The sequence below is a fragment of the Bacillus sp. 05T21 genome (assembly GCF_056396785.1).
The window spans coordinates 1-22,157 of record NZ_JBFTMD010000036.1 but is presented as its reverse complement, the minus strand read 5'-3'; the positions used below and the strand labels follow the sequence as shown (position 1 = coordinate 22,157).

Sequence of the window (22,157 nt, the reverse complement as noted above, 5' to 3'; positions counted from 1 at the left end):
TTAGAACTATAAATAGTGGAAAACATAAAGAAATATAATCCTCGGCTCGTCATTCGCAAGCTCATTTCCTTACCTTCGGACTACGTCCCCCAGCACTAAAAAATAGCATGTTATCCTACTTCTTCATAGTAATTTTGTATCTCATAAAACAAGTACATTAGAAGATCCTCAATACGTGTATAAAGATATAAACTACCTGTAGTCAGTAATTCAAACAAGAACGAGTGTGAGAGCTCTGGAAACTCTGTAAAAGTAAAGGAATAGATATACGCTACGAGATCCAGAGGAAAACACGTAACTGTAGAAACTCGTTGAACAAAGGACAGTTGAGAAGCCGAAAGAGTGCCTACAAGAGTAGTAGTATAAGTGGTCCGGGAGATCGAAATACCAGACATTAAAGAGCTCCCACCCACCACCGTATCTTTAAGTGTATACGGATTTGGCTCATTTTTTTTAAGGGATAAAACAGGCGCACTCATCACTATTGGCTCTGAATCTATGTTTCTTTCTTGCTCAACTTCAATTTGTTCCATAGCTTGCTCTTGGGCCACTAATTCAAGTGTTGTCTTCGCCCCACGCCCTTTTCCTGTAACCGTTAGGTTAATACGGTCAGAAGCTTGTAAACGGCCTATAACGATCTTAAAAGATGAAAAAGGTATTCCCATATCCTTTGCTAATTTGCGTTGTGATCCCGATACTTCCCCTTTTTGTTGCTCTAAGTATGCTAAAATATCAGATTCCCATTCTTGCATATGGCTATATTGACGATCTTCACGCTCTTTTTTCCCTTCAAACGGGCGATATGAAAAAGGCATTCCCGATAATTCACGTATATAGCAAGCCGCTGGCCCTTTTTTCGTTCCCTGGAACGCACTACGAACCTTTTGTTTTACCTTTAATACCGTTAAAGGCTTTTCTAGCTTTGCATTCCATTCACGAAGCTTATTTTCAGCTTCTTCCTTTGCGTATCCAGAAGCTTTAAATGTTAAAGCTAACGTATAACAAGTGTTATCTCTCTTCCCTTCTTCTACACCTTGTAGAAGCTTCAAAATAGCTGGATGAGACAATAAATCACATTGCCCTACTGTTACCTTTTTAAAGAAAGAACGGTCTTCTTGCTGTATGATCATCCAGTCTATAAGCCCCTGGAAGTCTATACGATTATTAGACTCATAAACTGTATTTTGATCTGTAACCACACGGAAATAACGCTCTGCACCAACAGCAACAGGATCACCGCCGATACTTGCGATAATTTCACGCTGAATACGCTCGTAAAACTCTATAGTCTTTGTATAGGCTCTTTTAGGTACAGCAAAATAAAAGTAGACGTGGAACCCACCAGACGGCGTTTTAACAATTAAAGAAGGCTCTGGAAGCCCTGCGCACTCAACGCGGTCTAATACATCTGGAACCGTCAAACCTTTATTTTCTTCATTGCCGCCTTTTGCGTCTATATCAATGACCATTGCGTTTAACCAGCGTAAAGATGCCTTATTGCGCTTGTCATTACGATAAAATGTGTTAGGTGTGTAATATGTAGTATCTTGAGTCATTGCAAACAAAGTTTTATATGTACGAACCGCTTTAAAATCCTCACAATTATTACTTAAAAAAGTAAAACCGTGATCATTATCATAGCCATTTACTTGCTTATCTCCTTGACGTTTCGCTACTTCTGTAAACTGATTTTGAAATATTTGTCGATACATCTTCACTTGCGTTCCTCCTCTCTCAGAGAAACAAAAAAGACAGATAGCACAAGCTATCTGTCTTCATATTCGAACCTGTATATTAATTTTCTCATGTCACAAGGTGTCTCAAATTGACTATGAATTTATTGCATAGACAACAAATTTCATGGTACAATAGACCCAGACATTAAGTAAAATAATAATATACATCCAGTTTGTTCGAACTAAACTGGAATTGGTTCAAGCTATGGTTAAGGTAGCTTGTTCCCGAAGCAATCTTGTTTACAGCAAGATTGCTTTTTTTTATTCTTTTTTGTTTCTGCTAGACATTAGTAAGATTTATATTTTCATTTGTTTATTTATGTAATTTATGTAAATAAGTCTCTATTTTTCTAAATTGTGCGAATAATTTTCTGTTCTAATACAAATATACTCCTTTTCTTTCCAGGCCGCAACCCTTTGTCTTTATTTATATTTTTCAGATTGTTAACTTTTTATTATTGTTAACATTATATGAAATTAAAATAATAAAAGCACCAAAAAACCTTATAAAACAAGCATTTAAACGGAAAATATTTTTGTTAACTTTGATAAGAAAATACTTCCATCTACAGTTTAGTTATGGTATATTGTTAACAAAGATAAAAAAGGAGTGGAGAAAAAAATGAAAATTTCTATGATGAATAAGGATTCCGGGAACTCACTTGATATGAATTTGATTGATGGTTTTTATGTTGAGATCCCTACAAATGTTGTGGAAATCAGCAAAAATGAAGCTGATTCTCATTTTGTTGCTGCCATTGGAAACCCTAAAGATCTAGATTCTCGCTTATTAATCTCTACAACAATTCCGGGCGAAGAGAAAGAAAGATATTTTTTAGTAGGCGAAGAAGCTGCAAAACACGCACTAGCAAATAACCATGTTAATAAACTACACGATAAAATTACTAGTCATATCCCTTATGTAATGTTTTTAGCTGCTGTTGCTTATTACCACGCTATCAACGAAGAAAGAGAAACTGATGATAACACCATTGAAATTGAATACTTCCAAACAATGTTACCTATCTGGTTACTAAAACGTACAGCTAAATTTAGTGAAGCACAAACAGCAATGTCAGAACGTTTTACAGGAGAACACATCGTATCTATTCACACTCCTGGTTTAGAACGCACTTTAAATATTGATGTTAAAAAAGCTTCTTGCCGCATTGAAGGAGAAATTGCCCGTTTAGGTATCAAGAAAAATTTCGAGTTAGAAGATCGTGAGGAAGCAAAGCAGTTTGATAATAACGATACGGTATTAGTCGATATTGGCGGCGGTACTATTGATCTTGTTTTATCACCAGCTGGTTTAAAAGCACCAAAAAACCGTGATTCTATGCAATCAATAGATAAGCTTGCTTATTTATCACATATCGAAAAACTAAGAAAAGAAAAATTTATAGAATTTTTCGATGATCTACGATCTTTCGAGATATTCATAGTACAGAACTACCAAAAACCTAAAATGGAATTAGTTGACGGAAACAGCGGAAAACGCACTGATTTAACTGATAAAATTAAGTCTTCTTTAAAAGAATTTGCTAACATCTTAATTTTAAAAATTCAAGATGTTATGCCCGCGCCAGCTGATAAAGTATACAAATACATCTATTTTGGCGGTGTTGCTCCAATTCTAGAGGATAGCATCCGCGAGGTTATTGAAGAAATGTACGGCGCTGAAATTGCACAAGCTAATCATATTTTCTTGCCAGATTCCCGTAAATTAAACCTATATGGTCTAGAAGTTAAAAGTCGTGGTGAAATGTTACAAAAATCACCTAAATAGGCATATCACCAGAAGAAAGGAGGGAGCACATGGGACGTACTAGCAAGGAAGAAAAACAAAAAGTGTTCGGCCTTCGAACTGATAATATGAGTGAAAAAGTATACAGTCACTTAGATAAAAAAGCCCGCTCAAAACAATTAGCTTCATATCTTATAAAGTTGGTTGAACAGGACTTAAAAGGCCAGGAGCCATTCGATGCAAAAGAAGAACTCATTGAGGTTTCAAAAAATCAAGATTATATGATGAAGGCCATTGAACATCTAACAAGAAAAATATCGACTATCCAAGTAGCTCCAGCTCCATCTGTTGTTATGTCAAATCAAGAAAATAACAATACATCCTTAGACAATGATTTATTAAAAGATGTTGGTAAATCGGGACAATTAATTACAAGTAAGGTGGTTACTGGATCTCTTGACGATGAGGATTTAGAAGACCCCGATTTTTAGAAAAAAAGGATCTCACTCCTTATTTAAAGGAAGTGAGATCCTTTTTGTTTAATTTATAAATGAGCGACTTTGGACGGGAGGAATGAAACAATGAGCGAGTCCGAACAAGAACGAGCCTATTGGACCCACGAGGCTGCCGACAAACTCCAAATATCACACAGTACATTAAAAAGGTGGTGTGGTGAGCTAGAAGTGAGCGGGTATAAGTTTACCAAAGGCACAAATGATAGCCGCGCATTTACCGCTCATGATTTATCAGCATTAGAGAAATACAAACATCTAACAAAAACACAAAAGGTTCCAAAGGATAAGGCTGCAACTACTGTTACAGAGGAATTTTCTAAAGATCCGAGCGATTGGGCGACCCCCGCCCATAAAGAAAATGATCATTTTTCGAGTAGCCCACAGGCCGCCCAAACACTTCAAGCGCTTATGCAAAGGTTCCAGGAGCAAGAAGAAATGAATCTTCAGATTCTCCAAGAATTAAAAACAGCTAACGAATTGAATAAAACCATTTCTTCACAATACGAACAACTAAAACAAGAGATCCAGGCCCTTAATGAAAAGCAAAAATTGATAGCATCTAGTCAAGACAAAAAACCAGGGTTTTGGGCGAAGCTTTTTGCAAAAAATAAGGACGTATGATGAATAATTACATCATACGTCCTTATTTTTGTTCAGATAAGATCATATCCGTTTTCATATTCGATTGTATGCCCATAGCATTTAACTTTGCTTCTAATAAAAGCATTTCTTTTTCAAACCCTTCTTTTAAAGCAATATCCGATATTCTTATAATACTCCATCCATTTTCTTTCATATGAACATCACGTCTTTTGTCTTTTCGTTTGTTTTCTGGCACTCGATGGAATGGCCCATCAACTTCAAGATCCAATTTCCTTCCATTAGGTGAATAGAATGCAAAGTCTAGCTTATAACGTGTACCAGGTACTTTCTGTTGCACAGTAGGTTGATATCCTTTATAACGAAGCGCATCATAAACCTGTTTCTCTAACTTACTTTGACATTTTTGACGTTGTGTGTCGCTATCGGGGCTATAACTACCAGAGGAAGTTGTAATTTGAGCTAAAAAGAAAAATAACAAAGTGCATCCAAGAACTACGAACAACCCCATCATATTCCTTCACCTCTTCATTTTTTATCACGGACAAATTACCTCCTACTCAATCGCTGCATAGGCTAATGACTAAGCAAGAGCTTTTAATTTACTTTATCAGTAACTTAAATCACTACCTACTTAATGTTACCTATGTATTAACGTGTTACGAGTAGCAATAACAGGAAATAAAGGATGTGTTTATGACGACGAGGGCGGAAGGCCGAGGGAAGTCATAGTGCCCCTTAACCAAAAATTTATACCAAGTAATATTTACCAATAGGGTTAATTTGTCCTGGTAAATATTGCAATGGACCAGAAAGGATGGATTTCATTGTTAGCAAAATTAGAGAAGGCCCTACAAAATTACCAAAGTTATATAAAAAGAAAAAATCAAATTAACGATTTAGAGGAACAAACTAAAAAATCATTTCATTCAGCAAGCTTGTTTTTGACTCACATCACGTATGGAAATATTAAAACCTACATTTACCCTACTATCCAAAAAATACTTATTTTAGAGACTCACAAGGAAATTATTTTCACCATACCAAAAGGTATGAACCCAAAGAATTTAACCGAAAAGGAGTATGTCTTCAAACAATATTTAGGCGACAGTATCGAGCTAGAAATAGGATTTATAACTTGTGTTATACGTATATTTCCTAAACGTATGAAAAGCTTACATTACAGCTTTAACGAGCTTCTATTGAAGAATGAACCGTTACCAATCGTTGTTGGTCAAAACAAATACAACCAATGGATCAAGTACTCCTTAATTACATCCCCTAACACATTAATCAGTGGTGTACCAGGAAGCGGAAAAAGCTCTATGCTTCGTACTATTTTAACAACGTGGATTTTAATAAAAAAACCTCATGAACTCGAAATGTACCTGGTCGATCTAAAGAAAAGTGAATTTCACATCTTCGAAAACATTGAGCATGTAAAAGCTGTTTGCGATACTCCTGGACAATTTAAACCTATTATGAAAAAACTAAAGAACGAACTTGATAAACGAGGAAATTTATTAAAAAAGTACGGTGTAAGTCACATCAATGACGTTCCTGCATCTGAAAGACCAGGATTCATTGTACTTGTGATTGATGAGGTAATTGTATTGAAAAAAGAAAAAGAAATTACAGAGGATTTGCTACAATATGCTTGTTTGGGAAGGGCCTACGGGATGTTTCTCATTTTGTCTATGCAAAGACCTTGTAATAAAAGCTTGGATACGGCCATACGCGCAATTTTAAACGCTAGGTTGGGCTTTCGTTCAGAGGATAAAACAAACAGCGATATAAGCGGTACTCCTGGCGCTGAAAACATTCCCTCTGACGAGCCTGGACGAATGATATTTAAAATAGATGCTGATAGTCTCCAAGAAGTTCAAGCGCCTTTTTTGTCTGTAGAAGAAGCAAAAAAACTACTATCCCCCTTTAAACGAAAAGACGACCCAAAAGGCCCAGAACATTCTCATATAAGCAACGAAAAAGATTCCAATACTATCTTTGGATTAATGGAGGATTAATCCCATGAATAAACGTGACAAAGCTATTTTAGACGATCTAATCCGTTTCCGTGTTTTAAGTCGAGATCAAATTATTACATTACATTTTCCACACTTGAAAAATCCCGTTTCTAACTGCAACCTGGTTTTAAAACGCCTCCAAGATCGAAATTATATCCGTGCCTATAAGTCTTTTCAGCCTTATGTCTACGCGCCATATGATTCCAAAATAAAAGACAATAGTCAAAAGGTTTTTCATTTTCTATCCATCGTTGATGCTTATATAGAATTAACAAAATACGATACACCTTCTCATGTACTGATTGAACCAAAATTCGGCCAAAAAGGAACAATTGAATGCGATATGTTTTGTTTATTCCGAAACACTCCATTTATGATTGAAATTCAACGTACTCAATACAGTGAAAAAGTTATGCAATCCAAAATAGATCGATATGAACAGTTTTATTTATCAAACCTTTGGCAACAATTTCACTGGCAACGACCAAATAAAAAAGTATTCCCTATCGTTCTTATGATTACTGATACACATTATCAAATCACGAGCGACTATATAAAAGTAGTTCAAGTGCCGAATATCCATAGTTTAATAAACATGTTCTCTCCTATTAAAAAAGCTTCTGTATCTTCACAATCACCCAAAAATGGCATTAAGATTAAAATCAACTAAAATAATAAAAGAGCTAGTAAAATTCTAGCTCTTTTTTCTATGGCACTTACATACTCCAAAAATCATTAATATCAACCTTTGAATCATGCTTTCTAATAGCCTTAATTAATTTCCTCATCACTTGTGGACTAGGAATATAGTCTTTTTCATTACAAGCCTTAGAAACTGTATTGCGACTTACTCCACTAGCACCTATCAGATCTTTTTGCTCCAGACCGCGTTCAAACAACCATTTTGCTAACTTTGTTTTTTTCTTTGGTTTTCCCCACATTGTTTATGTACATCCCTTTCACTACGCCTTTACTCGTAATTATGGACAAAATGAAAAAATGATATACGTAATCACAATAATTTGTGCATGTGTCATAAAGTTTGTGCATATGTATTAATATGACCATAAGATTTGCAACCTTTTTGTAATTTTTTTGTGGAATGTATCATACATAACAATAGTAATAGTTTGCCATTATAAATCAGCCTATTAGCAAACCATTGCTATGAATATTCGAAAAAATATCAAAAAAAAAGAGCACCTATATAGGTGCTTATTTCTTTTTCTCTTTGTATCTCGTATTCCCTAATACTTTTGGTTTATTTAACGTAATTGGTTTTTTATCTTTATTAATAAGCTCTGAAAGAGCATCCAAATTTTCTTTGAATTTTTTGACTGTCAACTTATAACTAAATGCATCGGGAACTCTTTTTACATTTGAAATTTCTGTAACGCCAATATCTAGCGAATAACGTTTAAGCTTTGGAAGTGTACTAATATCTTTTTTGACCATATCTTTGATTTTAAAGTACGGTACGTGAAATAAAAAGAAAGTATTTGTTTCCTCATGCTTAACCTCAACAGCATATAAAGAGTAATAATGTTCTTTTCCCTCACAACACTTAGGGCATTCTTTTACCTCTTTGTTCATTTTTTCTAGCATGTAATGCACTGGTTGCTTCCCAATTTTCATTTTATGCTCATCACATAATTCGCGGTGAAAAGGCGGTATAAATGCTTTTAATTGCGCATATTTACTTTGGGCCAACAAATTAAAAGCTTTATGTTTCAAATCATATAAATATTGACGTTGTTTTATACACTCTTGTCGCTTTGGTTGTTTCATTTTTCCTTTTAAAAGCCATGTGCAATGCTCAATGTGGAATGATACCCATTGTGTCCAATATGCTAAACGACAAGTATAAAATAATTCTTGATCTATGCCATGCCACGTTCTTTGTAGCGTCTTATATTCTTCACTGTATTGTTTTTTCAATGAATCTTGTATTACCTTTTGTTCTGTAGACACTCTGATCCCATCCTTCCTAGTTAGAAGTATACCTCTAAGGATAACATAACAACAAATCTATACTTCTTATGAAGCTTTTTACATCTTGCTCCATACCCGATAGCTCAAATTTATGAATTATAGGTACTTTGTACATGTTTGCAATTATATCCGCACTCTTCGCAAAGCTCTGGCCCCAATTACGGTTCCCACTTGCAGCCACGGCCAATAGCCTATTATGATTCCTTTTTAAGAAACCCAATGTTCTCTCTGGAACTTGCCCAAATCCCGTTGTATACGTAACGAAAATAAAATCATCTTCTATTTTCATATTTTCCTTTATTTTGATTGCTTTCATTCCTAATTTAGAAATAAAACGTTCTACATTTCCTGTTTGCGAATCATAACAAACCAAGATGTTTTTCATGATGCACTCTCCTTTTTTTGAAAGAAAGCATGAAATTTATTGAATTATATTCTTTATTTGTTATAACATTAAAGAAGGAATTTAGTGTACCAGACTAAATTCCTGTAGTTAAAAATCATTTGCCAACAGAATACCTATTGTAAATTCACTCTATGCCTTTGTATAGGGTGTTTTTACTGTGCTTTTAACATAAAATTTAAGATTGTATACCCCATTTTTCTCATAGTGCAACCGTGTTTTTTAGCCAAAATTTCTAATGTGCGGCGCTCTCCAGCTGGTATTTCAATACTTACAATTTCATATACACTTTGATCATATTCGTGTACTGGAATATCATCCATATAAGCATAATCTAAACCTTCACGAATCAATTCTGCAGCAATGATATTTATCTCTTCTTCATATAAATTCAATTCTTCCAATTGGTCATACTGTGCTTCACTCAAAGGTATCATGAATTTTGTACCTTTATTCTTACGAGATTTAGCCCCTAAAGATTTTACCTTAACCGTTTCATCCAACATAACATTTAACATTTTAATTACCCCTTTCGTTTTTAACAATTTTTTTGGTTAAAATTCCTCTAAATCCGTTTCTATAACTTTCACTTCTTTTCCGTGTTCTTCACTTAAAATTTGTTTTATCTCCGAATTATTTTCTTTCCTTAACTGAAACCCTTCTTCTGGCCAAGCCAGGAGCCATGACTTTTTATATTCTTCTCCACCCAATACATACCGCACATCGAAAACGTACAACCTGTTCACCCCATTTTTATGAAGTTATTAAGCTGATATTCTCACCGTACTTACAGCCGCTAAGCAAGCCGCAACGCCTAGACGTTCGTCACTATAATCTTTATCACCAATTTTTATATGCCAATGACCATCCACCTTATTGATCATTGCATTATGTTCCTCACCTAATTTTTCTAGAATATTTGTAGACTCATTAAGAGCGCCAAACTGGTCCACTGGCATATTTTCAAACGGTTGATTTTTCACCCCCCAGTATTGGCCCACTCTTTCCAATCCAAAAAATTCTATTGCTATGACATGATCAAGCTTTTCAATTACATGCAAATCTTGAAAAGGAACCCACCAATCAGAAGTGCTCATTGCAACAAATTCCTTTGTTACACCGTGATAAAGAATACAACAAATGCTGATCCCTTCCTTATCGTCTTGTTTAACAACGAAATCGAACTGCTTTAATGCATTCCCGTTTTTATCAGTTGCTCCAATTTCAATTTCTCCCTGTTTTAACATTTCGATATAGCTCATTATTAAATGCCCCCTTCAATTAATTCACTAAACTTACCGAAATCAAAGCACTTAATAAAACTAATCCAACAAAATTTAATGTGTTTTTAATTCTTACAGTCACTTCTTTACACCCTTTCTTTTATGATTTAAAATTTTATGCTTCCCTTTTTCTTCATCAATTTGTTTTTTCGTATAAATCACAACTTCCTCTATACAGTGATAGCATAATCTTCCTAAACAAAAGCCTTCTTCCGCTTCTTTTCCACAAGCTACACAAATATAATCTTCCATTTACATTCTTCCTCTCGTTGTAGGTTTAAAGAATATCAACAGAAAAGATGTACATGAAAATCATTATCGAAATAGCTATAAAAATAGTTCCATAAAACCATATTTGATCAGAAATACTTTCTTCAATACCAAACCATTTGTTTATATTTTTGCAATTTTCTGAAATGAGAGAGTAAAATTTTTTGAGGGATCTCGATTCACGATGAGGATATGTTAAAATAGACTCATCGTTGGTAATTTTTAAAAGATTGTTTGACACCACAAACCATCCTTTCTAAATTATCACAAGTTATAGAAAGAGTCCTGACCACGTTTACCGACATTGACAGGGCTTTTTCTTTTGCAATTTTACTTTTCAAATTTCTCTAGGGTTAGTTTTCTAAAGAATTCTGAATATGTCTTTTCACTATCTTTTATGCGTTGCCAATGTTCTTCGGAAAGTGTAACTGAAACCTTTCTCGTTATACCGAGTGTAGGACGACCAGCACCCTCCCTTTTCCCTCCATGCTTTTTCATTTGTTCCCCTTCCTGGTTGTATGTTTTGATTTAGGTTACTTTTATTATAATGAATTAAGTTACTTTAATCAAGATGTTTTTTGAAATTTTTTGACTTTTTATTTAACTACAATTTTAACTTGTGTTCCATCTGGCAATTTATCTACCTTATTACCTATAAATGATCCAGCACCTCTATTATCAGCGGGTTTAATATACTTAATATCCGCACCCGTTCCGCCTTCTTTGCACATAGCCATTGGATATTCATCACGATCATATCCCTTTTTTGTTGGTATGCCCGCTAGAGATTGTTTCCTTCTATCCGCGGCCCCTTTTCGGTCTATAGTACAAATATCAGTTTTCCCTTTTTCAATCGCTGCTTTAATATGAGCGCCCGTTTCTGGATATTTAGAAGAAGGAAATTCTATAACTTGCGCCACTTTTTCAGATCCATTTGCTTGCTTTACACTTGTTTTATCATTAATCATTGAACATCCAGTAAATAGCATACTAGCAACCGCAAAACCACCTATAACGGCCCTAATTTTCATTATTTTCCTCCCTAATAAGTCAAATTTAAAATACCGCAGTATTTCCCTAGTCAGTCACTATTCGAATCTGATTAAACTCTACAAATGTTGATTATAATTTGTTTTTAAACCTATCTTTCATTTTTTTAAATGGAAGGTTCCCATCTGCAATTACAAATTTGATTACAACAATTGCATTCAATGTTGCAAATATAGTTGTGATGATCATAATAACAGCATTTATATATAAATCCTTCAAATATAAAAACAATATAATTCCTAACAGTGACAACATATAAGCCCAATATACTTTCCGGTTACCTTTCCATAGCTCATACCTAAATACACGATAGGATAAAATCAAGAAAAGTGCTTCGATATACAAAATCCATTTTATTTGATCCATTACAGATTCAATCATATTTCGATTTCACCTACTTTTTCTCAAGTAACGCTTTTATAACATTTTATCTTCTTCTTTTTCGAGAATATAATCTTCAAGGGATTCAGCAAGAATTTCAACAGCAACTTTAAAATCAAATTCCCATTCATTTGTTAACTCTGCTAAATCTCCCGTATCTTTTACAATTTCCGCTTCTCCATTGTGCACTACCATCGCTGTCCCACTTAACGTATCACCGGGTGAGAAATCTAATTTACCATTGTAGTAATAAATGCATGGTTTGGCTGTACTTTGTCTTTCAAAAACATCTTTTGTAATTTCTAAAAATTCTTTTGCTATCCTTTTCATTTTCCATTCCCCATTTCTTAATGAAGTTGTTATGAAAAACTTAATTGAATTCACTAAACACATAATCATAAAGTACATCAGCAATGCTTTCCGCATCGTAATCACTAACACACTTAGATAAAGCTTTAATTAGCATCGGCCTTTCATCTTTAAAATCGATCTTGTAATCCATAAGAAAACTCCAATTAAATGAAGGGATAGCAATTAAACAGCTGTGTTTCATATCATGTTCGCAAAAATACACCGTTGGTGAATCATAGCTTTTCAAGGCTTCAAATTCCGCGAATTTCACCTATATCGCCCCCTTTCTATTTATCCCTTAATCCTTTTATGAACGTGTCTTATTGAAACGCCCGCTAAAAGGATTAAAGCAAGTGTAATACCAAAACTGGCCATTACAAACGGTTCAATATCTGGACTTATAACGCCCATGATTAAAACCTCCCATTCCCCATTTAGAAAGATAAGAGTCTATTTAGAACTTCCCCCTGCAATTGGCCCACCAATTGATTTAGCTATTTCTTTAAAAAGATCTGGATCGAATACATACCATGTTACTAGTACACCAAACAAAAAAAATCCAATTAGATATAACAAAACGCTCGTATCTTTAGATTCTGTTTGATTTCCTCCCATTAAATCCACCCCTTCTTAGAGTGTGAAATCTTCCATTGTCTTTCTAATCTCATCAGCTTCAATTCCAATGTAACGCAACGTTTGCCCTTGCGTTGTATGACCAAATAACTTCATCAAATAGTACACATCTTTTTTCCTCTGGTAGTAATGGTAGCCAAAGCTCTTTCTCATCGAGTGTGTGCCCCAATGATCTTTATCAATTCCACAAGATAGGGCCGCTTTTCTTAGAATTGTATCAGCCATTTGCCTTGTAATTGGCTTATCTCCTTCACGACTAGGGAACAGCCAATCTGAATCGGCCATTTGCTTTGTATACTTTTCAATTTCACGTTGTAAAACCGTATTGAAATATACATCAACGGTATTTTCTGTTTTCTCCATTTTAATTTTTGCTACATCTTTTCCTCTAACATCTTTGACCCTCAAACGTAATATGTCACTGATCCTTAATCCTGTATTAATACCAAAATAAAAAATAAAGTAATTCCGATAAGACGAGTTGCGCAATAACCATTCTTTCATCTCGTCAATTTTTTCGAGTGATCGGATTGGCTCTTTTGCTCCTGGCTTACGTCCTCCTTTCGTCATAAAAAATGACCTCCTACTCTCTGTTGTTAATTATATTATGTAAAACTTAATTATATTATAACTGTAATTTGTAAAATTAACAATGATTTCCTATCACTTTTTTTCATAAAAAAACCAGCTGTTACATGCATAAAACGCACTATACAGCTGGTTTGTATCAATTTGCTATTTTCATACTTTTGTAAAACTCATTTCTACAGTGAACATACCCAACAAGCTGAGATTTCAAAGTGCCCCCTAAACGAAAATTCCGTTTTTTTATAGCACTAAAGTTAATTTTTATCGTTTTGGGGGCAAACTGTTCTGTTATGTTGATAGGCATGGGCTTATACCCCTATGATTTTAATTATCCATGTTTCTGCGATTGTTTAATCGATCTAGTAGATAATCAAATATCAATATACACTTTAAAGAGTTAACTTGAGTACCATAGAAGCTATCGCCACCATGTAATATTGCATGACGACTTAAACTAGAGTTTATCTCCTTACCATGTTCAAACCCTGCTAATATTCTACTTGTATAAAAAGTATGAATTTGGGCATCGAATGAGTATGTGCTATTATCCGATAACAAATCTGATAAAAATCCCTTTAGTGTGCCCCCGTTCATTTTTCCCACATGTTTAAAACCTTGTGCCACAATACCTTCTGTTTGTGCCAATAATGTAGGGACTGTCAAATTATAATAACCTGCTAAATGTCCCTCAATAACTTGTTCTAGAATGAAAATCCGATTATTTAGCCATTCAAATCCATTCCATCTAGATTTCATAGCAACCAAAGCTTGTTTATCAAACTTCTCTAAAAATAACTCTTCAACATATGTTTCAGTTACACTTAATTCACTTGTATGATATAGTGCAACTATTTCCTGTGCTTCATTTGGAAATAAATCATCATGTGGAGGAAAATCTAATTCTAGAAAAATGGCCTTAACCTCTAAAGCGGTATCTTTTTCTCGTTTAGCAATTTTGTGTAAATCAATTAATCGTTTATCAAAGTCCAAATTTTTCACTAACTTATTAAAACTTTCAAATGCATGTTGTACTTGCTGGAAATAAATTTGTTCTTTTTTTCTTAATTCAATTAAAGATTTAAGTGCATTTTGATTTAAAGTATCGTTCATAAGGAGTTGACATACTTGATAAATAGGTGAGTTCTGTGCGCTGGAAATCAATATATCATGAATTGTTTGCTGACTTTTCAATACAGTAATATTTTTTTCATCCTTTTTCTGTGCAGTTTTTATTGCAGAATTAGCGCTGTCATCAATTCTCCGGGTGGATTTTTCTATAGATTTTGCCATTTCCTCATCTTTTTGACTAGCTTGCAATAATGGATCTTTAGGATAACTCATTCTAATCAAACCTCTCATTTAGTTTTGTAATCAACAATTCACGAAATTTATTTTTTTATATATTTATCTACTATCTTTTGCGCTTTTTCTCTTGGACTTCCTGGAGTAATTTCATTCGTTCTGTTTTGGTTATAAAAAATCTGATTCATAAAATCAAATTTGTTTATCGGGATTACTTTTTTAAATATAATGTTTTTTCTTCCTTCTACAGATTCAACAATTCTAAGTTCAATGGTTTCTTCACTTTTATTTTTTATGCGATGATTTGTTAAATAAAAATCTAGTTCAACAAATTCCGCAGTCTTCTTCTTGATTTGATCATTAACGATTTGGTAATGATCGCTATTTTGGATACTTTCTCTCACTTCATTTAAATGATCCCCATATTTATATAAATATTGATTGTACAAAGTTATGGATTTTTGCATATTCAAAAATCCATAAGGTAAATTAAATTTATTTATATATTTATAATAGTACCCTTCTGACTTCATGAAATTTTTAATCATAGCATCAAATAGTGGATAGGGGAAATTAATACTAGCTATCTTTCTTATGAATTTATATAAAGTATCTGGGTTCTTTTTGATTAAAGTTAGCAACTCATTACATTTTTCTTTATTTTTATGTTTAGCATCACTACTAAACGAGTGCGGATCAGACAGGTAACAATTATTATATTTTTCTTGATTATACATTGCCAACCCAACAACATTGTTCGAATAATGTCTAGCATGTAAGCTTTGCTTGTTTTTGTTTTCATTCAAATTTTTGTTTACATATAAATTATATATTTGAACAGGATTGTTACAACCTGGACATACAGCGAAATATCTAGTTTTTTCCCCTGTATGAAAATAGGGTTCTTTTTTATGAGTGCTATTCACATAGTTCTCTAAAGTTAGATTAAAAATTTTCTCGCTATCAGTTGTTAATTTAAATATGTTCAATTTTCATTCCCCTTTCTAATAACATAAACTCACAATTCTTTTCTTTATTTTACCATCTAAAGCAAAAAACTTGTTTCCTAAAAACAGCAAAAAAACCTTACTATTAATAGCAAGGTTTCTCCTAATGGGGTAATGACATTTATTTTACAAGCGCTATTTACCAACCTGTACCGTGTTCAGACATATAAATAACTGGCTCTTTCGGAAGTGGTTTTGCTTGTTGTGAATCATTAGATACATTAATACCAAATGACAGAATTACAGCCGCTACAAAACTTAATAAGCCGAGCTTTTTCATTTTAAAGCCTCCCGTTCTTGTAATTTTTTCTCTGCTTGATGAGCTATGTGATAATACTTCCCTGCTTTTTCTAAGCCATTATCTTCAACAAATTTAATCGCTAACTGTTGAGAGTAGTCTTTCACATACCCAATTAACCCTTCTTTTTCAAAAACGGAAATTCCTTCTTGTATTACTGTTTCTAATGTTTCAGTTGATGAACCATTATTCATAGCTTCTAAAATTTTAAAGTGATATTCATATTCTTCATTATTTAAGCTCTTACAAACATTAATACCATCTAAAATTAATGTTGATGCAATTTCTTTTTGACCTAATTTAAAATATTCTCTAGCTAATAAGAAGTTTGCTTTTAAAAGCGGAAGGTCTGTAAGACTGCATTTTTCATGATCAATTACCTCTGATAAATAGCGTATTGCTAGTTCAGACATATCTTGATCAGCATATAACATGCCTAAATTTTGTCGTGTTTTTAAAATCAAATTCTCATGCTCTGTATTTTCTAAAACATTTAAGGATAAAAGGAAATGTTCCTCTGCCTTTTCATACTGCCTTAATGTATTACAAATCAACCCTGTAATATTTTCACATCCTGCAACATTAATTTCATATCCTTTGTGTTTTAAAAATATTTCTTTAGCATACAAAATATAATCCAGGGCCTTTAATGGCTGGCGCGTCTGCCAGTAAAAAATTGATCGTTTATATTGAAATTCTGCTTTTTCAATTTCATCTGGAACATATTTTAAAAACTCTTCTGCTTTTTGATATGCTTCATTTGCAACATTGTACTTTCCAATTTCTACAGCATGTAGCGCTTTAAAGAAATAATAATAATATGTTAAAAAGTTGTCTTTAGGTTTTTCAATCTCTTCTAGCACTTTCAAACTATCTTCCATACTTTCCGTATTGTTGATCAAAATATCGTAACGGTAATTAAGAAGTGCATAATATACAAGTATGCTTTGATCTTCTTCTATACTGTGAATTTTACTATCTATACTTTCTTTTAATTGTTGGGCTGTCCCGAGATTTCGTATGCGAATTTCTTCGTACCATTCGTTCAATAGGCTTGTAATTTTTTCTTTAGTAATTACTTGAACACCCATAGCATCCACTTCCCCTTTTTCATGTAAATTAATACCATAATATCAAAAAATACAGCTAAACACATTAAATATTCAGAAGATTGAATATTTCTCAATAAAATATACATCTAATTGTTTTCTTTGAAATAAGTCTAATAACAAACTAAAAGGACATTTTTACTAAATAAATCGTAATTACATATAAATTCATTTTGCACCTATTTTTTAGGGCACGATTGCCTTTTTGAAACGATCCATCTATTACCGATTTTCTTCGCTTTAACCTCACCAGAAGCACATAAGTTTTTTAATGTTCCAGGTGACATGTTCCACTGTTCAGCCGCTTCTTCTACACCCATAACCTCATCTAGCGGGTTTCTATCCTCATCAATATAATTAATCACCAATTGACGTAATGTTTCAGCTGGTGCACTTGTTTTTTCAGTGAATTGCTCCCAGACATCGTCTGGAAGCCTAAATTTTCGCTGCATTAAAAACCTCTCCTTTCAATTTCACAATGATATTGCAACGCTAGACTATCGGCATATTTTAAAGCCTGGTGGCGTTCTTTTCCTACAAACATTTTGTAATGTTCATAAAATCCATTCACCTTTTCATCTTCTATATAATTTTTATCGACCATTGGCCGCCTTTCCAATTGAACATGAAACTTTACAAGATTTTTATCATATCTATTTCTAACTAACGTTACAACGCTTTTAAATTCAGTATTTGCGACAGTTTGCGCATGTTCATGTATCTTCATTTGATACTCTTTTAATTTTTCTATAATTTCCTCTAGCCTATCTATATCCCTTCCAGCCCTATCACTGTAACCTTTTAATCTCTCCATATCATAAATGTGTTTGAATTTATCACAATTAGCATTTATATACATTTGGGCATCTCCTTTTTTAGAAAACTAAGAGGGAAAATCCCTCTTAGGCTTCAAGTTTCGGCTTTCCTTTTTTGATGCGTTTCACTTCGTGCATGGTACGAATTTCATCTAATGAAAATTCTTTATTATGGTATTTTTTATACTCTCCCTCATACCAGTACCAAGCCCTTTTTTTAGATGCCCATTTGAAACCAAGTTCTTTTAATTCTTTCTTTAACGAGTAAGTATTACCTGTAACCCAAACCCAAGTCCCGATGATTTCAATTTCAAGATCATATTTGATAAGTTCGTCAATGATGTTTTGATATGCTCCACTTGTTTCTGTTTTCGTATTCAATTTTTCAAAGAGCTTATCATATTCGTTCTTTAGTTCAATGAAATCTTCATGTTTCCCGCCTAAGTCTGGATGATGTTTTTTAGCTAATTTTTTATATTGTTTCTTTAGATCCTCTAAGGTAGTGACACTTTGAAAGTATTTCATGGTCAGCAACTCCTTTTGTTTTTTTGAATGCGCTAGCGCATTTCTTAATTTTATATTATCATGCGCTAGCGCATAAAACAAGTATTATTTTACATTTTTTCATTTTATTTACATTGTATTTCAAAAATAATAAGGACTAGATCTTATCTAGTCCTTATCACAATTAATTATTTAAATAATATCGGCCCTCCAATGCTCCTTATAAGCCCTAAAATGTCAATGTTGGTATGATAGATACCAAAGATTATACTAAGCACCATAAACCGAATTAAGCTTTTTATCTTTTTCATTAAAAAAGAGACAACCGCCCCTACAATAAATACAACTAATAGGACTGTCATAATTGTTCCCATGCTTTCCTCCCAAATTGATAATAAAATTCTCTAATATCTAAAATGAGCTTAAGACCCTTATCAGCCGAAATAACGTTTAAATACGAATTCGATACCTAATGTATTAATGGAGTTTAAAAAACGTTTTATAAACAAATCTGAGAAGTCATTTTCTGTGGAATGGTGGAAGTTTATTATGATGATAGTCGTAGACAAATTGTTTTGTCATAAGCATGATGCCAATCCCATTTATAACAATGGAGATTAGGATAAATATTACTTGTAGATCAATCCTATCAGTTAAAACAGTTCGAAGAACATACATACCAATGAGACTAATAGCTACAATTCCAAAGCCGTATATATCATATTTTCCGTTCTCTAGCTTTTCCTGTTCAATATTAAATGTTTTATAACACAAATAAGCAACAATTCCCGTTGTTATCCAAATAAGTACGCTTATCATTACATGATCCACCTCCTTTCCTTTATAATCAGCGTACTTATTTGATTTTATATTGTTAAAAAGATCAACTTATATATCCATCTTCTTTCATAGGTTGTTGAATTTTCGTTTCATCTACTACCCATCTATTTTTCTGTTCATCATATATTAAAGAAATGTCTAACGGTATTTGTGTAATACTTGAAACACCGTTAACGGTTATTTTCTGCCAAACACGGGCGAATATATTCGCCCGTGTTGCATCTACTGGTGTATAGTACAATAACAATTTATCAATATCCGAAACTATAGTTTTATCTGGCTCTGTTCTTTCTATTGGTTGCTTTGGATCTGTTCCCGCTGGAACTAGCATTTTTAAAGCTTTTTCTGTTGCAAAGGGTTGGATCTTAGTCCACGCTCTTTCTCCTTTAGCTGTATCATAAGCAAAAAAAGCCTTTAAAAAATCCTCTGTATCTTTCTTTACCTCTGTTTCGGTATTTCGTTCTTTCCCTTTTAATTCCTGGTTCAATTTTTCGTTTTCCTTTTGTGCTACATTTAATTTTTTCTTTGTATCTTCATATTTTTTTTGATAATTATTTACTTTTGAAGTTTGAGAGCTTGCATATGTCCCTACTCCTAAAAATAACAATATGAGAATTGCTACAATCCCCTTATTCATATTACTTCCCCCTTTATTTTACCCTTCTAATACCAGAGAAATGCTCTGTCCAATACGGCATACTTAGATCTGCATAATGTAAATGTGTTCCACCTGCATTAAACATCTTGTTATTACCAATGTAAATTCCGATATGTGAAATACCCGCTTTATATGTTCCGTGAAAGAAAACTAGATCGCCTGGCGCTGGTTTGTCAACAGGTACGGTCGCATTATACATATCTTCTGCGGTTCCACTAAGTCGAATTCCTACTTTATTGAAACTCCACTCGATCAGTCCCGAACAGTCGAAATTCGGCGGCGCTCGGCCAGCCCACACATACGGATAACCGTCGTACGGTGCTACTAGAGCCATAATTTCATTAAATTTCGCATTCGCTGGTCCGTCTCCTGTTCCATCTCCAGGGCCAGCACCTCCACCTCCAGCGGTAGCAACATAATGTTTTAACACTTTTTCTACATAGCTAAAGTCCCCATAACAATATGGACTTCTAAAACCGCATTGTGTACGACCTCCTGCATGTTCTAAGGCAAATTGTTTTGCTAATTCAAGTGTATACGCTCCACCATTCCTTTGAATAAAATTGATAAATCCTGGCCCGAAATTGTATGTTTGAAGTGCTAATTTAATTTTTTCTATATCAGCCGGGCCAGAAACACCAGCTAATTCTAATGAATGTTTTAACTCCTGTATACCGCACCATATTGAATAGTCGGGATCTGTTATACCATTTTGTATTTTTGGATAACGGGTGTTAAAAGCTCCCTCTGCACTCTGCATGACATCGATCAAAGTCCCGCCGCTCTCCTGTTGAATTAGGGCCAAAGCGAGGGGCACAAAAGGTTCCATCCCAAAACTTTGCGCGTGTTTTCTTACAAGAGGTTCCCATTTTAAGACTTCCGGTGAAACATTAGCCGTCCCTATCCCGCCTATCCCGCCTACTCCACCTGGAGTTGTTGGTTTTTCATCATCTAACATTAAAACAGTAACCAAACCAACTCCAGCTACAGTAATCATTAATGCCGCTAAACTAATCAAAATTACGATCAGTTTTATTTTCCATCCCTTTTTCTTTTTTTGCTTTTTTTGAACCTGCTCTACTATTTCCTGCTCAACCATTAATTGTGATTGACTAGATTGCAACTTTTCTTCCCCTCCTTTTACTTAGAAAGAAAGCCCTCATTACTTAGAGGGCTTATGTTACATTCTCTATATCTTCATCTTCATTCATTGACGCTAAGTGTCGAGATCCACGCGCTGGATTGTTATACACTTGCTGGCGTTGACCTGGTCGCACTTGTTCTTCTTGTTCTCCACGTTCTTCTGTTCGTTCTGTATTAGATGCATTCTCTATGTCAGTTTGATTATTTTGTGCTTCATTTTCATTTGATGATTTATTTGTTTCTTTTTCTTTTACCGCTTCTGTCGATTCAATCCAATCTTGAACAATTTCTTGAATTTGTTCTTCTGGATTTGTTAGGAAATCTTTTAACGGATTAGAAATATATTTTTCGTTTTTAATTACTTTTTCTTGTTTTTCTTTTATTTCAGAGGAATCAATATTTTTTGTTGGGATTTGTTCCGTTGGAACACTATTTTCTATCGGCGCTGTTTTCGTTTCTTTGGTAGGCGCTACAACTGGTGTAACTAATACATTTTGACCTGGCACTTCATTATGAATTGGTGCAGCTGGTGTTACCGGTGTTGTCGTTGGCCCAGCGGCTACTTCTTGATTTGGTACTTCATTATGAATTGGTGCAGCTGGCGTTACCGGTGTTGTCGTTGGCCCAGCGGCTACTTCTTGATTTGGTACTTCATTATGAATTGGTGCAGCTGGCGTTACCGGTGTTGTCGTTGGCCCAGCGGCTACTTCTTGATTTGGTACTTCATTATGAATCGGTGCAGCTGGTGTTACCGGTGTTGTCGTTGGCCCAGCGGCTACTTCTTGATTTGGTACTTCATTATGAATCGGTTCAGCTGGTGTTACTGGCGTTGTCGTTGATCCAGCAGCTACTTCTTGATTTGGTACTTCATTATGAATCGGTGCAGCTGGTGTTACTGGCGTTGTCGT

The 22,157-nt window shown here is 34.1% G+C and carries 33 protein-coding genes and 1 pseudogene; 5 read left to right on the top strand and 29 right to left on the bottom strand.

What is annotated here, in order from left to right:
• Nucleotides 1–110 precede the first annotated feature (110 nt).
• Nucleotides 111–1,712: a primase C-terminal domain-containing protein gene (locus AC1DKZ_RS29850; protein ID WP_476997706.1), complete on the bottom strand. Its 1,602-nt coding sequence runs from the start codon at nt 1,710–1,712 to the stop codon at nt 111–113.
• A gap of 646 nt (nt 1,713–2,358) precedes the next feature.
• On the opposite strand from AC1DKZ_RS29850, the gene AC1DKZ_RS29845 reads away from it, so the two are divergent.
• The 3 genes from AC1DKZ_RS29845 to AC1DKZ_RS29835 all read left to right on the top strand — a co-directional run bounded on the left by AC1DKZ_RS29845 (nt 2,359) and on the right by AC1DKZ_RS29835 (nt 4,619).
• Nucleotides 2,359–3,525, top strand: a complete 1,167-nt coding sequence (locus tag AC1DKZ_RS29845) for an Alp7A family actin-like protein (RefSeq protein WP_476997700.1) — start codon at nt 2,359–2,361, stop codon at nt 3,523–3,525.
• A 29-nt stretch (nt 3,526–3,554) separates the two neighbouring features.
• Nucleotides 3,555–3,974: a hypothetical protein gene (locus tag AC1DKZ_RS29840; protein ID WP_149191471.1), complete on the top strand. Its 420-nt coding sequence runs from the start codon at nt 3,555–3,557 to the stop codon at nt 3,972–3,974.
• Nucleotides 3,975–4,064: 90 nt separating this feature from the next.
• Nucleotides 4,065–4,619 carry a DNA-binding protein gene (locus AC1DKZ_RS29835; protein ID WP_476997699.1) on the top strand — a complete coding sequence of 185 codons (555 nt, stop codon included), beginning with the start codon at nt 4,065–4,067 and terminating at the stop codon, nt 4,617–4,619.
• 22 nt (nt 4,620–4,641) lie between these two features.
• On the opposite strand, the gene AC1DKZ_RS29830 is transcribed toward AC1DKZ_RS29835, so the two are convergent.
• On the bottom strand, nt 4,642–5,112 hold the full coding sequence (locus AC1DKZ_RS29830) for an endonuclease domain-containing protein (RefSeq protein WP_476997698.1): 471 nt from the start codon (nt 5,110–5,112) through the stop codon (nt 4,642–4,644).
• Between the two features lie 313 nt (nt 5,113–5,425).
• On the opposite strand from AC1DKZ_RS29830, the gene AC1DKZ_RS29825 reads away from it, so the two are divergent.
• Nucleotides 5,426–6,622 carry an FtsK/SpoIIIE domain-containing protein gene (locus AC1DKZ_RS29825; protein WP_476997697.1) on the top strand — a complete coding sequence of 399 codons (1,197 nt, stop codon included), beginning with the start codon at nt 5,426–5,428 and terminating at the stop codon, nt 6,620–6,622.
• 4 nt (nt 6,623–6,626) lie between these two features.
• Nucleotides 6,627–7,292 (top strand): replication-relaxation family protein, encoded by a 666-nt coding sequence (locus AC1DKZ_RS29820; RefSeq protein ID WP_476997696.1) that lies wholly within the window; start codon nt 6,627–6,629, stop codon nt 7,290–7,292.
• 46 nt (nt 7,293–7,338) lie between these two features.
• On the opposite strand, the gene AC1DKZ_RS29815 is transcribed toward AC1DKZ_RS29820, so the two are convergent.
• The 27 genes and pseudogenes from AC1DKZ_RS29815 to AC1DKZ_RS29685 form a co-directional block, all read right to left on the bottom strand.
• The gene (locus tag AC1DKZ_RS29815; protein WP_476997695.1) at nt 7,339–7,563 is read right to left on the bottom strand and encodes a helix-turn-helix domain-containing protein; all 225 of its coding nucleotides are present in this window, start codon (nt 7,561–7,563) and stop codon (nt 7,339–7,341) included.
• A 274-nt stretch (nt 7,564–7,837) separates the two neighbouring features.
• Nucleotides 7,838–8,593, bottom strand: a complete 756-nt coding sequence (locus AC1DKZ_RS29810) for a hypothetical protein (RefSeq protein ID WP_476997694.1) — start codon at nt 8,591–8,593, stop codon at nt 7,838–7,840.
• A 34-nt stretch (nt 8,594–8,627) separates the two neighbouring features.
• Nucleotides 8,628–8,990 carry a class Ib ribonucleoside-diphosphate reductase assembly flavoprotein NrdI gene (nrdI, locus tag AC1DKZ_RS29805; protein WP_097877697.1) on the bottom strand — a complete coding sequence of 121 codons (363 nt, stop codon included), beginning with the start codon at nt 8,988–8,990 and terminating at the stop codon, nt 8,628–8,630.
• A gap of 182 nt (nt 8,991–9,172) precedes the next feature.
• A complete protein-coding gene (locus AC1DKZ_RS29800; RefSeq protein WP_476997693.1) occupies nt 9,173–9,535 on the bottom strand; it encodes a hypothetical protein in 363 nt (120 codons plus the stop codon).
• A 36-nt stretch (nt 9,536–9,571) separates the two neighbouring features.
• The gene (locus AC1DKZ_RS29795) at nt 9,572–9,754 is read right to left on the bottom strand and encodes a hypothetical protein (protein WP_476997692.1); all 183 of its coding nucleotides are present in this window, start codon (nt 9,752–9,754) and stop codon (nt 9,572–9,574) included.
• A 27-nt stretch (nt 9,755–9,781) separates the two neighbouring features.
• Nucleotides 9,782–10,279 carry a hypothetical protein gene (locus AC1DKZ_RS29790; protein ID WP_476997691.1) on the bottom strand — a complete coding sequence of 166 codons (498 nt, stop codon included), beginning with the start codon at nt 10,277–10,279 and terminating at the stop codon, nt 9,782–9,784.
• Nucleotides 10,280–10,378: 99 nt separating this feature from the next.
• On the bottom strand, nt 10,379–10,552 hold the full coding sequence (locus AC1DKZ_RS29785; protein WP_179194468.1) for a hypothetical protein: 174 nt from the start codon (nt 10,550–10,552) through the stop codon (nt 10,379–10,381).
• A 25-nt stretch (nt 10,553–10,577) separates the two neighbouring features.
• A complete protein-coding gene (locus AC1DKZ_RS29780; protein WP_476997690.1) occupies nt 10,578–10,811 on the bottom strand; it encodes a DUF3961 domain-containing protein in 234 nt (77 codons plus the stop codon).
• A gap of 89 nt (nt 10,812–10,900) precedes the next feature.
• Nucleotides 10,901–11,068 (bottom strand): CopG family transcriptional regulator, encoded by a 168-nt coding sequence (locus AC1DKZ_RS29775; RefSeq protein WP_149191483.1) that lies wholly within the window; start codon nt 11,066–11,068, stop codon nt 10,901–10,903.
• 98 nt (nt 11,069–11,166) lie between these two features.
• Nucleotides 11,167–11,538, bottom strand: a pseudogene (locus AC1DKZ_RS29770) (NucA/NucB deoxyribonuclease domain-containing protein); the annotation flags it as partial.
• Between the two features lie 154 nt (nt 11,539–11,692).
• Nucleotides 11,693–12,001, bottom strand: a complete 309-nt coding sequence (locus AC1DKZ_RS29765) for a hypothetical protein (RefSeq protein WP_476997689.1) — start codon at nt 11,999–12,001, stop codon at nt 11,693–11,695.
• 36 nt (nt 12,002–12,037) lie between these two features.
• A complete protein-coding gene (locus AC1DKZ_RS29760; protein WP_476997688.1) occupies nt 12,038–12,331 on the bottom strand; it encodes a hypothetical protein in 294 nt (97 codons plus the stop codon).
• A 40-nt stretch (nt 12,332–12,371) separates the two neighbouring features.
• A complete protein-coding gene (locus AC1DKZ_RS29755) occupies nt 12,372–12,623 on the bottom strand; it encodes a YueH family protein (protein WP_476997687.1) in 252 nt (83 codons plus the stop codon).
• 179 nt (nt 12,624–12,802) lie between these two features.
• Nucleotides 12,803–12,967 carry a hypothetical protein gene (locus tag AC1DKZ_RS29750; RefSeq protein WP_476997686.1) on the bottom strand — a complete coding sequence of 55 codons (165 nt, stop codon included), beginning with the start codon at nt 12,965–12,967 and terminating at the stop codon, nt 12,803–12,805.
• Nucleotides 12,968–12,982: 15 nt separating this feature from the next.
• Entirely contained in the window at nt 12,983–13,555 is a 573-nt protein-coding gene (locus AC1DKZ_RS29745; RefSeq protein WP_204210141.1) for a tyrosine-type recombinase/integrase, read from the bottom strand.
• Between the two features lie 342 nt (nt 13,556–13,897).
• On the bottom strand, nt 13,898–14,914 hold the full coding sequence (locus tag AC1DKZ_RS29740; RefSeq protein ID WP_476997685.1) for a hypothetical protein: 1,017 nt from the start codon (nt 14,912–14,914) through the stop codon (nt 13,898–13,900).
• 47 nt (nt 14,915–14,961) lie between these two features.
• Nucleotides 14,962–15,864: a hypothetical protein gene (locus AC1DKZ_RS29735; protein ID WP_476997684.1), complete on the bottom strand. Its 903-nt coding sequence runs from the start codon at nt 15,862–15,864 to the stop codon at nt 14,962–14,964.
• A 157-nt stretch (nt 15,865–16,021) separates the two neighbouring features.
• On the bottom strand, nt 16,022–16,162 hold the full coding sequence (locus AC1DKZ_RS29730) for a hypothetical protein (protein WP_170952301.1): 141 nt from the start codon (nt 16,160–16,162) through the stop codon (nt 16,022–16,024).
• Entirely contained in the window at nt 16,159–17,271 is a 1,113-nt protein-coding gene (locus AC1DKZ_RS29725; protein WP_149191493.1) for a response regulator aspartate phosphatase, read from the bottom strand. The genes AC1DKZ_RS29730 and AC1DKZ_RS29725 overlap by 4 nt, the downstream gene beginning before the upstream one ends.
• A gap of 197 nt (nt 17,272–17,468) precedes the next feature.
• Complete coding sequence (locus AC1DKZ_RS29720) at nt 17,469–17,741, bottom strand: helix-turn-helix domain-containing protein (RefSeq protein ID WP_327946443.1); 273 nt, start codon at nt 17,739–17,741, stop codon at nt 17,469–17,471.
• Nucleotides 17,741–18,148 carry a hypothetical protein gene (locus AC1DKZ_RS29715; protein WP_098709634.1) on the bottom strand — a complete coding sequence of 136 codons (408 nt, stop codon included), beginning with the start codon at nt 18,146–18,148 and terminating at the stop codon, nt 17,741–17,743. Before AC1DKZ_RS29715 ends, AC1DKZ_RS29720 begins: the two co-directional genes overlap by 1 nt.
• Before the next feature lie 43 nt (nt 18,149–18,191).
• Complete coding sequence (locus AC1DKZ_RS29710) at nt 18,192–18,629, bottom strand: molecular chaperone DnaJ (RefSeq protein ID WP_097877637.1); 438 nt, start codon at nt 18,627–18,629, stop codon at nt 18,192–18,194.
• Between the two features lie 167 nt (nt 18,630–18,796).
• Nucleotides 18,797–18,982 carry a hypothetical protein gene (locus tag AC1DKZ_RS29705; protein ID WP_098661292.1) on the bottom strand — a complete coding sequence of 62 codons (186 nt, stop codon included), beginning with the start codon at nt 18,980–18,982 and terminating at the stop codon, nt 18,797–18,799.
• Nucleotides 18,983–19,127: 145 nt separating this feature from the next.
• The gene (locus AC1DKZ_RS29700) at nt 19,128–19,427 is read right to left on the bottom strand and encodes a hypothetical protein (RefSeq protein WP_098661293.1); all 300 of its coding nucleotides are present in this window, start codon (nt 19,425–19,427) and stop codon (nt 19,128–19,130) included.
• A gap of 64 nt (nt 19,428–19,491) precedes the next feature.
• Entirely contained in the window at nt 19,492–20,085 is a 594-nt protein-coding gene (locus tag AC1DKZ_RS29695) for a hypothetical protein (RefSeq protein ID WP_476997683.1), read from the bottom strand.
• A 13-nt stretch (nt 20,086–20,098) separates the two neighbouring features.
• On the bottom strand, nt 20,099–21,229 hold the full coding sequence (locus AC1DKZ_RS29690; RefSeq protein WP_476997682.1) for a bifunctional lytic transglycosylase/C40 family peptidase: 1,131 nt from the start codon (nt 21,227–21,229) through the stop codon (nt 20,099–20,101).
• A gap of 52 nt (nt 21,230–21,281) precedes the next feature.
• The coding region (locus tag AC1DKZ_RS29685; protein ID WP_476997681.1) for a hypothetical protein at nt 21,282–22,157 on the bottom strand (876 nt) is incomplete at its 5' end.

Coding starts and splice junctions, on each gene's coding strand:
- AC1DKZ_RS29820 (WP_476997696.1), top strand. CDS start 6,627: ATGAATAAACGTGACAAAGCTATTTTAGACGATCTAATCCGTTTCCGT.
- AC1DKZ_RS29740 (WP_476997685.1), bottom strand. CDS start 14,914: ATGAGTTATCCTAAAGATCCATTATTGCAAGCTAGTCAAAAAGATGAG.
- AC1DKZ_RS29745 (WP_204210141.1), bottom strand. CDS start 13,555: ATGACGAAAGGAGGACGTAAGCCAGGAGCAAAAGAGCCAATCCGATCA.
- AC1DKZ_RS29700 (WP_098661293.1), bottom strand. CDS start 19,427: ATGATAAGCGTACTTATTTGGATAACAACGGGAATTGTTGCTTATTTG.
- AC1DKZ_RS29725 (WP_149191493.1), bottom strand. CDS start 17,271: ATGGGTGTTCAAGTAATTACTAAAGAAAAAATTACAAGCCTATTGAAC.
- AC1DKZ_RS29715 (WP_098709634.1), bottom strand. CDS start 18,148: ATGTATATAAATGCTAATTGTGATAAATTCAAACACATTTATGATATG.
- AC1DKZ_RS29710 (WP_097877637.1), bottom strand. CDS start 18,629: ATGAAATACTTTCAAAGTGTCACTACCTTAGAGGATCTAAAGAAACAA.
- AC1DKZ_RS29850 (WP_476997706.1), bottom strand. CDS start 1,712: ATGTATCGACAAATATTTCAAAATCAGTTTACAGAAGTAGCGAAACGT.
- AC1DKZ_RS29790 (WP_476997691.1), bottom strand. CDS start 10,279: ATGAGCTATATCGAAATGTTAAAACAGGGAGAAATTGAAATTGGAGCA.
- AC1DKZ_RS29835 (WP_476997699.1), top strand. CDS start 4,065: ATGAGCGAGTCCGAACAAGAACGAGCCTATTGGACCCACGAGGCTGCC.
- AC1DKZ_RS29705 (WP_098661292.1), bottom strand. CDS start 18,982: ATGGGAACAATTATGACAGTCCTATTAGTTGTATTTATTGTAGGGGCG.
- AC1DKZ_RS29840 (WP_149191471.1), top strand. CDS start 3,555: ATGGGACGTACTAGCAAGGAAGAAAAACAAAAAGTGTTCGGCCTTCGA.
- AC1DKZ_RS29720 (WP_327946443.1), bottom strand. CDS start 17,741: ATGCAGCGAAAATTTAGGCTTCCAGACGATGTCTGGGAGCAATTCACT.
- AC1DKZ_RS29800 (WP_476997693.1), bottom strand. CDS start 9,535: ATGTTAAATGTTATGTTGGATGAAACGGTTAAGGTAAAATCTTTAGGG.
- AC1DKZ_RS29760 (WP_476997688.1), bottom strand. CDS start 12,331: ATGAAAAGGATAGCAAAAGAATTTTTAGAAATTACAAAAGATGTTTTT.
- AC1DKZ_RS29785 (WP_179194468.1), bottom strand. CDS start 10,552: ATGGAAGATTATATTTGTGTAGCTTGTGGAAAAGAAGCGGAAGAAGGC.
- AC1DKZ_RS29775 (WP_149191483.1), bottom strand. CDS start 11,068: ATGAAAAAGCATGGAGGGAAAAGGGAGGGTGCTGGTCGTCCTACACTC.
- AC1DKZ_RS29750 (WP_476997686.1), bottom strand. CDS start 12,967: ATGGGAGGAAATCAAACAGAATCTAAAGATACGAGCGTTTTGTTATAT.
- AC1DKZ_RS29845 (WP_476997700.1), top strand. CDS start 2,359: ATGAAAATTTCTATGATGAATAAGGATTCCGGGAACTCACTTGATATG.
- AC1DKZ_RS29695 (WP_476997683.1), bottom strand. CDS start 20,085: ATGAATAAGGGGATTGTAGCAATTCTCATATTGTTATTTTTAGGAGTA.
- AC1DKZ_RS29765 (WP_476997689.1), bottom strand. CDS start 12,001: ATGATTGAATCTGTAATGGATCAAATAAAATGGATTTTGTATATCGAA.
- AC1DKZ_RS29730 (WP_170952301.1), bottom strand. CDS start 16,162: ATGAAAAAGCTCGGCTTATTAAGTTTTGTAGCGGCTGTAATTCTGTCA.
- AC1DKZ_RS29815 (WP_476997695.1), bottom strand. CDS start 7,563: ATGTGGGGAAAACCAAAGAAAAAAACAAAGTTAGCAAAATGGTTGTTT.
- AC1DKZ_RS29830 (WP_476997698.1), bottom strand. CDS start 5,112: ATGATGGGGTTGTTCGTAGTTCTTGGATGCACTTTGTTATTTTTCTTT.